The organism is Streptacidiphilus rugosus AM-16 (assembly GCF_000744655.1).
GTDB lineage: Bacteria > Actinomycetota > Actinomycetes > Streptomycetales > Streptomycetaceae > Streptacidiphilus > Streptacidiphilus rugosus.
In genome coordinates, this window is record NZ_JQMJ01000004.1 from 5,090,407 (window position 1) to 5,103,576 (window position 13,170).

The 13,170-nt window shown below is 73.0% G+C and carries 10 protein-coding genes; 6 read left to right on the top strand and 4 right to left on the bottom strand.

Translation table 11 applies throughout. From position 1 onward, the window contains the following. Positions 1-25 precede the first annotated feature (25 nt). From BS83_RS32405 to BS83_RS32415, 3 genes are all read left to right on the top strand, one after another. Positions 26-2,905 carry an NHLP bacteriocin export ABC transporter permease/ATPase subunit gene (locus tag BS83_RS32405; protein WP_037610314.1) on the top strand — a complete coding sequence of 960 codons (2,880 nt, stop codon included), beginning with the start codon at positions 26-28 and terminating at the stop codon, positions 2,903-2,905. Between the two features lie 97 nt (positions 2,906-3,002). After that, entirely contained in the window at positions 3,003-3,248 is a 246-nt protein-coding gene (locus tag BS83_RS32410; RefSeq protein ID WP_037607015.1) for a dsRBD fold-containing protein, read from the top strand. 137 nt (positions 3,249-3,385) lie between these two features. Then, the gene (locus BS83_RS32415; protein ID WP_051944439.1) at positions 3,386-3,961 is read left to right on the top strand and encodes a TetR/AcrR family transcriptional regulator; all 576 of its coding nucleotides are present in this window, start codon (positions 3,386-3,388) and stop codon (positions 3,959-3,961) included. A 169-nt stretch (positions 3,962-4,130) separates the two neighbouring features. Here the strand turns inward: BS83_RS32415 and BS83_RS42435 are convergent, their stop codons facing one another. Together BS83_RS42435 and BS83_RS32425 are read right to left on the bottom strand one after the other, a co-directional pair. After that, positions 4,131-5,876, bottom strand: a complete 1,746-nt coding sequence (locus BS83_RS42435; protein ID WP_051944440.1) for an Ig-like domain-containing protein — start codon at positions 5,874-5,876, stop codon at positions 4,131-4,133. 132 nt (positions 5,877-6,008) lie between these two features. After that, positions 6,009-7,088 (bottom strand): hypothetical protein, encoded by a 1,080-nt coding sequence (locus tag BS83_RS32425; protein ID WP_037607017.1) that lies wholly within the window; start codon positions 7,086-7,088, stop codon positions 6,009-6,011. A gap of 346 nt (positions 7,089-7,434) precedes the next feature. Here BS83_RS32425 and BS83_RS32430 point away from each other — a divergent pair, with 346 nt between their 5' ends. Next, complete coding sequence (locus BS83_RS32430) at positions 7,435-8,268, top strand: GNAT family N-acetyltransferase (RefSeq protein ID WP_037607018.1); 834 nt, start codon at positions 7,435-7,437, stop codon at positions 8,266-8,268. A gap of 1 nt (position 8,269) precedes the next feature. Here the strand turns inward: BS83_RS32430 and BS83_RS32435 are convergent, their stop codons facing one another. Then, positions 8,270-9,028, bottom strand: coding sequence for a class I SAM-dependent methyltransferase (locus tag BS83_RS32435; protein ID WP_037607019.1), 759 nt, complete (start codon positions 9,026-9,028; stop codon positions 8,270-8,272). Positions 9,029-9,327: 299 nt separating this feature from the next. Between BS83_RS32435 and BS83_RS32440 the strand changes: the two genes are divergently transcribed. Next, positions 9,328-9,813, top strand: a complete 486-nt coding sequence (locus tag BS83_RS32440) for a DUF1877 family protein (RefSeq protein WP_037607020.1) — start codon at positions 9,328-9,330, stop codon at positions 9,811-9,813. Positions 9,814-9,985: 172 nt separating this feature from the next. Here BS83_RS32440 and BS83_RS32445 read toward each other — a convergent pair whose 3' ends face one another. Further along, a complete protein-coding gene (locus BS83_RS32445; RefSeq protein WP_037607021.1) occupies positions 9,986-11,968 on the bottom strand; it encodes a hypothetical protein in 1,983 nt (660 codons plus the stop codon). A gap of 339 nt (positions 11,969-12,307) precedes the next feature. On the opposite strand from BS83_RS32445, the gene BS83_RS32450 reads away from it, so the two are divergent. After that, entirely contained in the window at positions 12,308-13,126 is an 819-nt protein-coding gene (locus BS83_RS32450) for an SH3-like domain-containing protein (RefSeq protein ID WP_037607022.1), read from the top strand. Positions 13,127-13,170: the final 44 nt, after the last annotated feature.

Below are 13,170 nucleotides of genomic sequence, written 5' to 3' on the forward strand. Positions count from 1 at the left end.
GTTCGGTCAGCAACCGGTCCCGCCCCTGACCGAGGCTCCGGCCGAGGACGGGGTGCTCGCCGCCCTCGGCGCCCTGGGCACACCCGTCGACTGCACCGGCCTGCGGCGGCTGCCGTTGGAGGGGCCCCAGGTGGTGTGGCTCGTCGTCGCGGGCGCGCTGGACCTGTTCGCGGTCGACGCGACGGTGGAGGGCCGCTGGCAGTTCCTCGGCCGCCTCGAGGCGGGCGGCCTGCTGCCCGGCCCGGCCGCCGGACCGCGGCACACCGTGATCGGCAGGCCGCTGGCGGGCTGTGCCCTGCGCCGGATCCAGTTGCGCGAGCTGTTCTTCGAGCCCCAGTACGCGCCCGAGTGGCCGTACTACGGCGCCCACGGCCTGCTGACCCCGCTGGAGGGCGCCTTCGCCCGGGGCGTCGGCCGCAGCCTGCGCCTCCTGTTCGAAGCCCGCGCGCTCGGCGGGTCCGCGAACGCAGGGGGTTCCGGTGAGCTCGGGGGGATGGGCGAACTCGGCGAACTCGGTGACGAGGACGTCCAGTGGCTGACGGTCACCCCGGGCAGCCTGATCCACGGCGGGGTCTACAGCCAGGAGACGGCCCAGGACCTCTTCGTCGCCCCGGCGACCTGGCGGCAGCTGGTCGACCAGCAGAGCCGGCTGCTGGTGGCGCTGGACCAGTGGATCGACCGCCTCGAACGCGACTACGAGGAACGCGCGGCGGCCGGCCTGAGGGCCGGTGACGCGGTGCGCGCCCAGGCGGACCAAGCGCTGATCGCCTCCCTCGACCGCCCGAACCGCGACCGGTCGACCCAGGAGCGCCCCGGCGCCGGGTCCCGGGGAGCGGCCGATCCCGACCAGGCCACCCTGGCCGCCTGCCGGATCGTGGGCCGCGCGGCCGGGATCGAGGTCCTCGCACCCACCGCAGGCGCCACGGCCGAGGACCGGCTGACGCCGGTCGAGCGGATCGCGCTCGCCTCCGGTTTCCGCACCCGGGCGGTACGGCTCACCGGGCGCTGGTGGCGGCAGGACGCCGGTCCGCTGCTGGCTCACCGGGCGGGATCCGGAGCCCCCGTCCCGCTGCTCTGGCGGCGGGGCGGGTACGTGTCGTCGGACCTCGCGGGCCGCCGGCGCACCCGGATCCGCGAGGCGAACGCGGACCAGTTCGAGCCCCGGGCCGACCTGTTCTACCGACCGCTCCCCGAACGGCCGCTCTCCGGCCGCGGGCTGCTCCGCTTCAGTCTCCACGGCACCGGGGCCGACCTGCGGCGGATGGCGCTCAGCGGTCTGGTCGCGGTGCTGCTCGGCACTCTCGTGCCCATCGCGACCGGCCAGGTGCTCGGCACGTACGTGCCGAACGCCGAGAACGGGCTCATCGTCCGGACCTCGGTGGCGATCGCCGTGACCGCTCTGGTCGCGGCCGCCTTCATGCTGATGGAGAACATCGCGATCCTGCGGCTGGAGGGACGTGTCGAAGCAGGCCTGCAACCCGCGGTCTGGGACCGGCTGTTGCGCCTGCCGACGCCGTTCTTCGCGGAACGGTCGACCGGGGAGCTGGCCTCCGCCGCGATGGGCATCAGCGCCATCCGCCGGGTTCTGTCCGGCATCAGCTCGGTGGTGGTGCAGGCCGGCACGGTCGGCCTGGTCAACCTCGGTCTGCTGCTCTGGTACAGCGTCCCGCTGGCGCTGGCCGCGATCGGCATGCTGGCGCTGGTCGGGGCGGTCTTCCTCGGTCTGGGTCTGTGGCAGTCCCGCTGGCAACGCAAGCTGACCGCGCTCGACAACAAGCTGAACAACCAGGCGTTCCAGACCCTGCGCGGACTGCCGAAGCTGCGCGTCGCGGCGGCGGAGGACTTCGCCTACGCGGCGTGGGCCCGCGAGTTCGCCCGGAGCCGTGAACTGCAGCGGCGGGTGGGCCGGATCAAGAACCTGATCACCGTGCTCAACTCGGTCTACCTGCCGTGCTGCATGCTCGTCATGTTCGTGCTGCTGTCCGGTCCGGCCCGCGGCAGCATGTCGGCGAGCGACTTCCTCACCTTCAGCACCTCCGTGACGATGGTGCTGACCTCGGTGACCCAGCTGACCGGCTCGCTGCTGTCGGCGGCGTCCACGCTGCCGCTCTTCGAGCAGATCAGTCCGGTCCTCGCGGAGGTCCCCGAGGTGCGGAGCGGCAGCGCCGCGCCGGGCAGGCTCGCGGGCGCGATCGAGGCCAGGCAGCTGTCCTACCGCTACACGGACGGCGGCCCGCTGGTGCTGGACGACGTCTCGTTCCGCATCGAGCCGGGCGAGTTCGTCGCCATCGTCGGCGCCAGCGGCTGCGGCAAGTCGACGCTGCTGCGGATGCTGATCGGCTTCGACCGGCCGACCTCGGGCAGCGTGCTCTTCGACGGCCAGGACCTCGCCTCCCTGGACCTGGCGGCGGTCCGGCGTCAGTGCGGCGTCGTGCTGCAGAACGCCCAGCCCTTCACCGGTTCGATCCTGGACTGCATCCGCGGCACCGGCGGCCACACCGTCGAGGAGGCCTGGCAGGCGGCCGCGATGGCGGGCCTCGCCGCGGACATCGAGGCCATGCCGATGGGGATGCACACCGTGCTCTCCGACGGCGGCGGCACCGTGTCGGGCGGCCAGCGCCAGCGGCTGATGATCGCCCAGGCACTGATCCGCCGCCCCGGCATCCTGCTGTTCGACGAGGCCACCAGCGCCTTGGACAACGAGACCCAACGCGTCGTCATCGAGAGCACCCGCGCTCTGCGCGCGACCCGCGTGGTGATCGCCCACCGGCTCTCCACGGTGCTGGACGCGGACCGGGTGATCGTGATGTCCGCCGGCCGCGTCGCCCAGCAGGGCCCGCCCGCCGAACTCCTCGCCGACACCGCAGGCCCGTTCCACGCACTGGTCCGGCGCCAGCTCTCCTGAGCGGGGGCGGAGGCCCGAGCGGGGTGGCGGCTTCGGGATGCCCCGCCGTCGGTGCGGGGGCAGGCTGGAGTCGCGGGGTCGGCAGGAGGTGGACGTGATGCAGACGATCGTCGGCTGGCACGTCGAGGTGGAGTTCGAAGAGGTCGACAAGAGGACGCGCGCGGCCGCGCTGCTCAGGCTTCCGGACGGCACGGAACTGCGCGCGCACGCGCATGCGACGCGGCATCCGAGCGATCCCGGCCAGCAGCGGGTGGGCGAGGAGCTGGCCGCGGCGCGGGTGCTCAACGCGCTGGCCAGGGAGTTGATGGAGAAGGCGGCGGCCGAGCTCGCCGCGGCTCCCTGATCCGGACCTGAAACGTCCGGCATACGGACAGGCGGGTGGCCACTGCAAGGAGTGGATGCGCGGACAAGTTACCCTGTAGTAGTCATAGTGGCATGAACACGCCAAGTGAGTCTCTTGGGTACACAAGCACCCGACGCGTGCCGCGCCCCCGCCGCGAGCAGCAGATCCTCGCGGCGGCCGTGGAGCAGTTCGGGCTGCACGGTTACGACGCCGCCTCGGTCGCCGCCGTCGGCGCGCGGGTCGGTGTGACGAAAACCTTGGTCCATCACTACTTCGGTTGCAAGCGTGACCTGCATCTCGCCTGCCTGGCCTGGGCCGGCGAGGAGCTGCTGGCGGACCTCGAGTCCACCCTCGTCCGCGCCTCCGCGGACGGGGACCCCGAGGCGGCCCTGCACAACCTGTTCACCCTGCTCGAGCGCAGGCGCGAGACCTGGCTGCTCCTCTCCGACGCCCTCCAGCAGGGCGCGGGCAGCCTGGTCCCCGCGGTGGGCCGCTGCCGCGTGGCGATCGACCGCGTCGCGTCCGCCTGCACCGCGGGCCTCGTCCACCCGGGCGCGGACGAGGACACCGCGGAGTCGGCGGCGCTGCGTCAGGGCTGGTGGGGCCTGGTCACCGGCATGGTCCGTTGGTGGGCCCGCCACCCCGAACAGCCGGCGCGCACCATGGCCGACCGCTGCGCCCGACTCCTCGCCGTCACCAGCCCGGTGGGCTGAGCGCGTCGGCCGGGACCGACCGGCTTGATCGTTCCGGGTCGGACCGCGGACGCGGCGCGCTCAGCCGCAGGAGCCCCCGGTCGCACGCCGGGAGGCGCCCCTCGATCGGCCCCGCCGGACGCTCTCGGCGATCCGGCCACGCGGACGAGAGGCCCCTCGTGGCCACGCCTCAGCGGCACTGGCCGGAACGGGGCCCGGCCGTGGTGTCGTCGGACTGCACGGGTGCGGGGTCGTTGCCCGCACACTGCAGCGGACCCGCGACGGTGTCGCCCGACAGCTCGACGCCGCCGGTGTTGCCGGTCAGCGTCACCGGGCCGTGGATCGCGTTGCCCGCGCAGCCGTCGGCGGCGTCGGCGGCTCCGAGCAGGACCTCGCCGGTGGTGCCGTTCACGGCGAACGGACCGTCCACGGTGGAGCCGCAGACGGTGAGGGCGAGCGAGCCGCCGGCCGTCAGCGGGCCGTGGATCTGGGCGCCGAGGACGGCCAGCGCCCCGCCGGGACGGACGGAGACGGGACCGTTCTGGCTGCCGCCGGCGGCGATGCAGAGCGAGCGGCCCGCGTCGACCGTCAGCGGGCCGTGGTGCGCGGAGGTGAGGCACGGTTCGCTGAATCCGACCGTGACGCCGGTCGGGGCGGCGGTCCCGCCCGGGGTGAAGACCGGGTCGCCCCCGTAGGTCGCCGTGATCGGGTGCGTTCCCGGCTGGAACCCGGCCGTGGCGAGGGAGGCCTGACCGCCGGTCAGTGGCACGGTGGCCAGCGTGGTGGCGCCGTCGGAGAAGGTGACCGTCCCGCTCGGGGTGCCGCCCGCGGGGTTCGCCGGGGCGACACTCGCGGTGAGGGTGACGGGATGCCCGAAGAGCGGCGTCGCCGTGTCCGCGGTCAGCGTGGTCGTGGTCCCGTAGCGGAAGGAGACGACGGCTCGGCCGTCGCCCTGCCGGACGCCCTGGAGCAGGGAGACGCCGGTGTCCGTCGGCGCGGCGAAGCTGCTGCCGCCGCCTCCGCCCGCGCCGTACAGGTCGCCGGGGTTGCCGCCGCCGGAGCCGCCCGCGCCGCCGAAGTACCCGCCGCCTCCACCGCCGCCACCGTTGCCGCCCCGGGCGCCGTTGCCGCCCGAGCCGCCGCTGCCCGGGTTGTACAGGCCGGTCCATGCGTCGTAGTCGCCGCCGGGCGCGCCGGGGCCGCCGAGCACGGAGTTGGGGCTGCCCGCGCCGGGGGCGGTCTGGGTTCCGCCGTCGCCGGCGACCCCGGATCCGTCCGGCCCGCCGCCCTGGCCGCCGGAGGCGCCGACCGGTCCGCCGCCCGCGCCGCCGAGCAGCAGCGGACCACCGTTGCCCGCGCCGCCGCCACCGCCCGCGACCAGCACCCGGTCGGCCGCGCCGAACGCCCCGACCCGGACGTCGGAGGCGCCGCCGCCGGAGCCGCCGCCGCCGTGCGCCCCACCCCCGCCCGAACCGTGGCCGAAGCCCCCGGGGCGGGCGAACTCGCCGTGCCGCGAGCTGCCGGGGATGCCGGCGGCTCCGACCGTGATCTGCAGGACCTGACCCGGGGTCACCGCCAGGGTGGCCAGCGACTCGCCGCCCAGGCCGCCGGCCGCGCCGTCGTTCGGCGGATTGGGCATCACGAACCCGGCCGCGCTGCCGCCCTCGGCCCCGAACAGGTCGACGGTGACGGCGGTGACGCCGTCGGGCACGGTGAAGGTGTCCGTGCCGGTGGCGGAGTAGGTGCAACTCGGCGTGCCGGCCGTGCCGACTGCGAGAAGCCCGCCGCTTCCGCAGGGCGAGGCCGAAGCGGGGTCGGCCGCGGCGGCGGTCGCCGCGACCGGGACGAGCGCCGCCGCGAGCAGGCCGACGGCGACGGCCTGCGCGGTCAGGGCGGAGCCGAACGGGTGCGAGTGTGTGGTGACGGGTCTGCGCATGGGAACTGACGCTGCCTCTCCGGGCGCGATGGGCGGCCCGATCGGGGGGCGGGGAACCCGCGGGCAGGACGGCATGACCGCCGTCCTGCCCGCGGTTGCGATAGGGAGTCGGTGCAGGGGTGACGTGGCGGATCAGACGCCGTCGTTGGCGCAGAGCGCCCACGCGTCGGAGTAGTTGGACGAGGACCCGGCGCCGCCGGTGTGGGTGTAGGCCGTCCAGTACGACGCGGTCGTGGTCCCGTCGCTGACCGGGTTGCCACCGGAGTCGCTGGGGAAGCTGCCGTTCAGGTGGTCGCCGCCGGAGCCCGGGCCGGTGAAGTCGGTGGTGGTGACGTTGCCACTGCTGATCGCCGCGCCGCCGCTGACGAGCTTGCCGTCGTTGGCGCCGCAGCCGACGGTCACCGTCTGGCCGGTGGTCGCCGAGTTGGGACCGCTCGCCTCGCTGTTGCGCACCGTCACGGTGACCCCACTGACGTTGATGCCACTGCCGCTGCAGATCGCGTACGCGTAGGTCTCGTTGCCGGTGCCGCCGCCACCGCCGTTCCAGCCGACCGCGGCCCAGGAGTCGGGGTTGGTCGAGCCGTCGGCCGCGGCCTTCTGCCCGTAGTCGTGGCCGGCGTCGTCGAAGGTCGGGTAGCTGGCGATCGGCTTGATGCTGCCCACGGAGGCGGGGGTGGTCCGCGCGCCGCCGCCCAGCAGTCGGGTGCCGGACGGGCAGGTCGCTATGACCAGGCCCACGGTGGCGGCCGAGCTCGGACCGGAGATCTTGTTCATCACCACCTGGGTGTGGTTGATCAGGCTGCTGCCGAAGCACACCGCGTACGGCGTGCTGGAGAAGGAGGCGTTCACCGCGCCACCGCTGCCACCGATGCCCAGCCAGTGGGTGACGTCGGTGCCGACGACGCCGGTGGAGCCGGTGTACTCGGTGGAGCCGTCGGGGCTGGGCTCGGTGCCGTTGACGTGGTTCCCGTTGGAGGACGTCCCGGTGCCGATGGCCTGGTCGATGCCACCGCCGGAGATCAGCCCGCTGGCGCAGTCGGCATGGGTGGAGATCTCCGAGAAGGTGGAGGCGGGTCCGGCCGTTGCGCCCGGGGTCTTCACGGTCACGCTGACGCTGTTCGCATAGGCGGTGCCCGAGGCGGCCATCACCATGACGGCGCCGATCGCCAGCACCTTCGCCGCGATCACGCGGCGCGACAAGCCCTTGGACATCGTGCGGTCCTTTCTCGAGGAGGCGGAGCGCTGAAATCCTGTTGTGCGACGTGCGGGTAGACCATTGGTGATCCGTACGGCTCGCCTGCCGCTCCCCTGGGCGGTCCTCCAGGCGACGCCACCCCGTCGGCGCCTCTCCCCTTTCCTCTCCGGGGTTCCACCTGATCCGTCCTACCCGAGCCGGACCGCAGATACCCGCCGAATCGGCTGTACTGGCTTGTAACTGCCAGCCAACTTCCCACTCCCCCTTGGTGAATGCGGCCACACGGCGAACCGGACCCGCGGACCGGAACCGCAGACCGGTACGCTCGCCGCTGACGAGTCCCCCGAACCGCAAGGACAGCCCTTGACCACCGTCACCCGTCTCGACGACCTCCTCGACGGCCATCCGCTGGGCCCGAGAATCCCCTTCGTCGCCGTGGACGGCGACGTGGAGGTGGCGACCGGCGACCTGATGGCGAAGTCGTGGATGGGCGACGAGACCGGCCGGCTGGTCAACGTCCGCTGGCAGCCGGGCCGCGTCGACGCCGCCGCCATGATCGTGGAGGCGGCGACGGCGTCGGCGCGGCCCGGCACCGTGCTCAACGCCGCGACCAACGCGGAAGTCCATCCGGACCCGGCCGAACGCATCGCCCTCTTCGAGTCCTGCGGCTTCGAACCGTGGCAGGAGAAGGAGGGCTTCTGGTGGCGCGACGAAGGCCGGGAACTGCCCGAGCCCGACCGGATCACCGCCCGCACCCTTGCGCAGGTCGGCAGCGAGAGATTCGCCCGGCTGATCGAGACCTGCTCGGCCGACACCCTGGACCGGATCGACGCCGACGCGATGGCCTCCATGGGCCCGTCCGCCTGGTCGGCCGCGTTCCTGGCGGCCTGCGACGACTCCACGTGGCTGCTCGCCGAGGACACCGAGGGGCAGGCCGTGGGCCTGGTCTCCGTCGGTGAGTTCGACGAAGGCGTCGGCACGATCACCTACATCGCCGTCGCCCCGGACCATCGCGGCCGGGGCTACGTCGACCAACTGCTGCGACTGGCCAACCGCACGGCGCGCGAACGGGGCTTCACCGGGATGCTCTCGGACACCGACGTCCTCAACGTCCCGATGATGGAGGCCTTCCGGCGCAACGGCCACAGCCCGGAAGCCCGCGCCTGGCACAAGTGGATGCACCGCAGGAAGGTGTAGCTCAACGCCGGGTTGTCCCGCTCCGACGGAACAACGCGGCCCACAGGAACGTCACACCGAACAGTGCCGACTCGGGGGGTTCCTCCCGCATGCGGCGCAATTCCACCTCCACCAGGTCGGAGAAGATCCAGCGCAGCGCTTCGGGGGTGTAGGCGAGGCCGCCCTGGAGCTCGCGTTCACGGTAGAGGTCCGCGTCCGTGAGCTCCGACCCCGTTCCCCCCTCGCCGGCGGCGAAGCTGGTGAGCGCGAGACAGCCGCCAGGGGCGAGGACTCGGTCGAGGAGGGCCAGGTAGCTGACGCGGCGGTGCGGCGGCAGGTGATGGAAGCACCCCGAGTCGACGACCAGGTCGTACGGACCACTCAACTCGGCGGCGGAAAAGGCGAAAGCGTCACCGCACAGGTACCGGACGTCGACTCCCGCCTCGTGCGCCCGGTCCTCACCCCAGGCGACGGCCACCGGAGAGAGGTCGACGGCGTCCACCTCGAAACCGTGCGCTGCGAGGTACACGGCATTGCGGCCCGGCCCACATCCCAGGTCCAGGGCCCGGCCGGGCGTGATCAGCCCCTGCTCGAGGTAGCTGGCCAGGTTCTCGTCCGGCTTCGCCACGAAGAACGGGACCGGCCGTGACCGGTCGGCATAGAACCGGTCCCAGAAGCCCCTGCCGTCGCCGGTCGCCAAGCGACCGGCCTCGGATTCAGATGCGAAGAGCCCGTCCAAGAGCGCGAGAACGTCCTCGACGGTGCGTACGGTCCGGTCCATCCGACCCCCCTTTCGACCTGTCGATCATAGGAGCGCGGATGACAAAAGACCAGGTCACACGGCATATGGCGACAGCTGGAACGGGCTGTCGTGGACCCGGGAGAACATCGGCAGGCCCCCGCCCCGGTACCCGCCTCCGCGTCCGCCCAACCACCCGTCAAAGGCCGGGAAGGGGCCAACCTCACCTGCGGCCGGGAGACCAATTCGACGAGTTTTCCGAGCGGATGGGCCCGGGTGTCAGGGCTCTTCGATACCTTTCCGGGCGTCGGATCAGATCATGACTCTCGAAGGCGGACCCAGTGAGCTTCCACCTGCACGTTCGGGCCGCCCCAGCGGCGGAAATCCGCCGCGACCCTGCGTGGATCGAGGCCTTCATGCTGGCGGCCTGGGACCGCCGTCGGGAGGAGTGCGCGGCGGGGATCGCGAACGCGATCGAGAAGGACTTCGCGGAGGTGAACCGGCTCTACACCGGCGCCCCGGACTGCCCCGCAGGCCCCGGGAGCCCGAGCGGACTGCCGGTCTTCGGCGGCGAACCGGTCTTGCGTGACGACGGTCCCCCGTTCCTGATCATGCCGACCGAGCAGGTCGGGGCAGCGGCCGCGTTCTTGAACGAGGCCTCCTTCGACGCGCTCTGGCTTGCGTCCGGCGCGGCGATCTCTGCGAACCAGGGAGGAGACCCAGCGTTCGTTCGAGAGATTTTCCTGAGCCACCACGGAGGTCTCGTCGCCTTCTACGGAGCGGCTGCTGACGCAGATCAGGCCGTCCTCAAGGCGTTCTGGTACTGAGACCCACCGGACGCGGCCCAGGGCGCGTCCCGCCTCGCGTGAACGGGCGGCCGACCACGCCTGACGCCCTTCGGCAGCAATGGCTCCAGCGGCGCTCACTGGCCGTCCGTCAGATCTTCCCGCGCGACAAGAAGTGATCACCACGCATCTTGATCCGCTCCTGGAACAGACCCTAGTTCCGCGACAGCGCCCGGCTGGCCCCGGCGGCGATGGCGATGCCGAGGGCCCAGCCGGCGACGGTGAGGCCGGAGGCGACGGCGAGGGAGAGGCCGGTGCTCTGCCATTCGTCGGAGGGGCCGAAGTGGACCACGGGGATGAGGCGGTCCGCCGTGTAGAGGAAGGGGTTGAAGACCAGGTGCTCCTCGGGGTGGACGGCGCGGGGGCGGTGGGAGGCGAAGTAGACGCTCCCGGCGGCGAGCAGGCCCGCCGCCCAGGCGGCGGCGCGGCTGGGGCGGTAGCCGTGGCCGGTGAGGAGGTCGGCCAGCAGGCCGGGGGCGCGACGCCACCACGGGCGGGCGGCGCGGCGGGCGCGCTGGCGGGCGAGCAGCACCGCGCGGGCCTCGTCGTCGTGGCCGAGTCGACGGTAGTGGGCCGCCAGCTGCTCGAAGGGTCGCGGCTGGTAGCCGCCGACCTGACGCCGCAGCAGCCGCAGGCGCTCGGCCGCGGGCCGGTAGGGGGCGAGGTTGTCGTAGACCAGGCCGTCCAGTTGCAGCCGGTGCGGCCAGGGGTCCGTGCCCTCGTCGTAGATCTCGGTGATGGAGCAGCCGTACAGCGTCAGCAGGGCGTCGGGGCTGGTCATCCCCGACAGGTTGAGGTGTCCCTGGATCCGCGCCCCGACCAGGCGCACCTCGCCGCTGGTGGTGAAACCGTCCTTGAGCCGGAGGCCCTGCGTGATCACCGCCCCGGAGAGGTTGAGCGCCACGTCCCCCTCCGGCACCACCAGCTCCGCGCCGTGCATCCTGAGGTTCGAGCCCAGGCTCGCGCCGTCGAGGTGCACGGTGCCCTCGGAGCGGAAGGGCCGCAGCGTGCCCCGGGAGTCGGTGTGGCGTTCGAAGCGCGCCTCGCGGGCGACCCTGACGCCCTGTCCGGCCAGGGTGTAGCCCTCCGCGCTCCGCAGCCGTGATCCGCTGAGTTCGAGCTGCTCGCCTATCACCGCTCCGGCGATCAGCACGGTGCCGTCGACGTCCGCGTCGGTGAGGCGGAACGAGCGCCCCACCGTGATCCCCCTGGCGTGCAGTGCGCCGTCGCTGCCGTGCAGGACGGACTCCTGCAGTCCCAGCGTGCCCTCGATCCTGGCGCCGGCCATGGCGATCCGGCCGCGGCTGGTGAAGGGAACGGTGCCGCGTCGCATGGACACCTCTCCCGCGACCGACATCTGACGGCACGACAGCGTGTCGCCGCCGGGGTTCTCCAGCGTCGCGCCGTCCAGCACCAGGCGTCCGCCGAGCCTCGCGTCGCTCAGGTCGACCGTTCCCACGCTGTGCAGGCGCTCGGCCAGCAGCTGGTTCCCCGTCTCCAGCAGCCGTGCGTCCAGCGTCGGGCCGCCGGGGTTGCGGATGGTGGTGCCGTTGAGCCGCAGCGTCCCCCTGACCACGGCGGTCGTGCAGCGCACCGAGCCGTGGACGACGGCCCGGCCGAGCAGCACGCTGCCGAGGACCTCGGCACCGCCGAGGAAGACCCGGTGGCCGGCCGCGGTGGGATCGGTGAAGACGCAGTCGCGGAGGTCGAGGACCCCGTCGACCCGCCCGTCGGCCAGCGAGAGCGACGCGATCCGCGAGCCGCGCAGCACGATGGACCGGCAGGAGGCGTTGTCGGCCACCAGGGCGCCGATCCGGCAGCCGGAGAGGGCGAGAGCATGGCGGACCTCGCAGTCGGCGAGGTCGAGGTCGCCCAGGATCATGGCGCCGCGCAGCCGGACCGCGCCGACTCCGCCGGGCTCGGCCGGGCGCGCTCCGAGCAGCAGCGCCTTGACCACCTCGGCCCTGACGCCGCGCCCGGCGTCCCAGGCGTCGGACGCCGACACGGCGTCCGCACGGGCGTCGCCGACCCGCAGATCCACCAGCAGCCCGGAGGCGAACGCGTCCCAGACCGCCTGCTCCTGGGCGCTGAGCGCGCCCAGCCAGGCCGGGACCGGGTGCTGTGTGGGGCTGGTCATGCGCGTGCCTCTCGCCTCGGCGGGCGATCCCGCGCGGTCGAACGTACGCGCCCATCCTGCCGGGCTCCGACCTGCCCGTCCGCCGGTTCGATCAGACGAGGGGTCAGCCGGTCCCGAGCGTCGGCCCGTCGGGCTGCCGCTCCCGCTCGACTCGCACCGCTGCGCCACCCGAGGGACCACCGAAACGGTGAACCCGACCGGCCCGGAGCAGCTCTGACCAGGGGTTTCGCCGACCCTCCCGCGGCTGCCCGAGAAGCGCCGGGCGATCACGCACGGTGAACTGGCATACCGTGTGGCCGGTGACAAGCCCGTAGAAATCCCTGCAGAAGGGACGAGGCCATGCCCAACTCTGCCATGCGGGACGACAACAGTCAGTTGCGCCCCGCGCTTCACCAGCTTCAGGACTGGGTCTACCCGGACGGATTCCCGCACGACCTGTTCGAAGCGTTCATGAAGACGCCGCACGATGTCGGCGGCGAGCCGGACGCGCCGGCGGTGTGCGAGGAGAAGCAGGAAGAGCAGTGGGAGCTCAACGCGTTCGTGACCTGCGAGGTGCTCGCCTGGCGAGGGATCTGGACCTCGGAGGAGCGCCGCAGGCTCGGGAACGTCGACCTCGGCAGGACGCAGTACCACGGTCTCCCCTACTACGGCCGCTGGGTGCTGGCGGCCGCCCGCAACCTCGTGGACAAGCAGCACGTCACGCTCGGCGAACTGATCGAGCGGGTCGCCGAGGTGCGGCAGCGTCAGGGCGGCGACGGGTCGCTGACCGCCGAGCCGCGGACGACCGGCGACGGCAGCACGGTGGTCAGGAACCGGCACCACACCGAGGCGGTGGGCCAGGGCGACCCGCAGCGCTTCGCCGGGCAGGCCGGCGAGCCCCGGTTCGCGGTCGGCGACGCGGTGCGGGTCCGGCAGTTGCCGACGCTCTTCTACACCCGTACCCAGGAGTACCTGAGGGGCGCGCCCGGCACGGTGGTCCGGGTGTCCTACGAGACGGTCCTGCCGGAGGACGAGGCGTTCGACCGTGAGGACCAGCGGCCCCAGTGGTACTACATCGTGCGCTTCAGGATGACCGACCTGTGGGAGGGGTACGCCGGTCTCCCGCACGACACGCTGCAGGCCGAACTCTCACAGCTGTGGCTCGAGCCGGCCGGCTGACCGGGTCACGGCAGCGCCGGACGCAGGACGAACAGACACAACCA

Coding starts and splice junctions, on each gene's coding strand:
- BS83_RS32410 (WP_037607015.1), top strand. CDS start 3,003: ATGCAGACGATCGTCGGCTGGCACGTCGAGGTGGAGTTCGAAGAGGTC.
- BS83_RS32435 (WP_037607019.1), bottom strand. CDS start 9,028: ATGGACCGGACCGTACGCACCGTCGAGGACGTTCTCGCGCTCTTGGAC.
- BS83_RS32445 (WP_037607021.1), bottom strand. CDS start 11,968: ATGACCAGCCCCACACAGCACCCGGTCCCGGCCTGGCTGGGCGCGCTC.
- BS83_RS32450 (WP_037607022.1), top strand. CDS start 12,308: ATGCCCAACTCTGCCATGCGGGACGACAACAGTCAGTTGCGCCCCGCG.
- BS83_RS42435 (WP_051944440.1), bottom strand. CDS start 5,876: ATGCGCAGACCCGTCACCACACACTCGCACCCGTTCGGCTCCGCCCTG.
- BS83_RS32425 (WP_037607017.1), bottom strand. CDS start 7,088: ATGTCCAAGGGCTTGTCGCGCCGCGTGATCGCGGCGAAGGTGCTGGCG.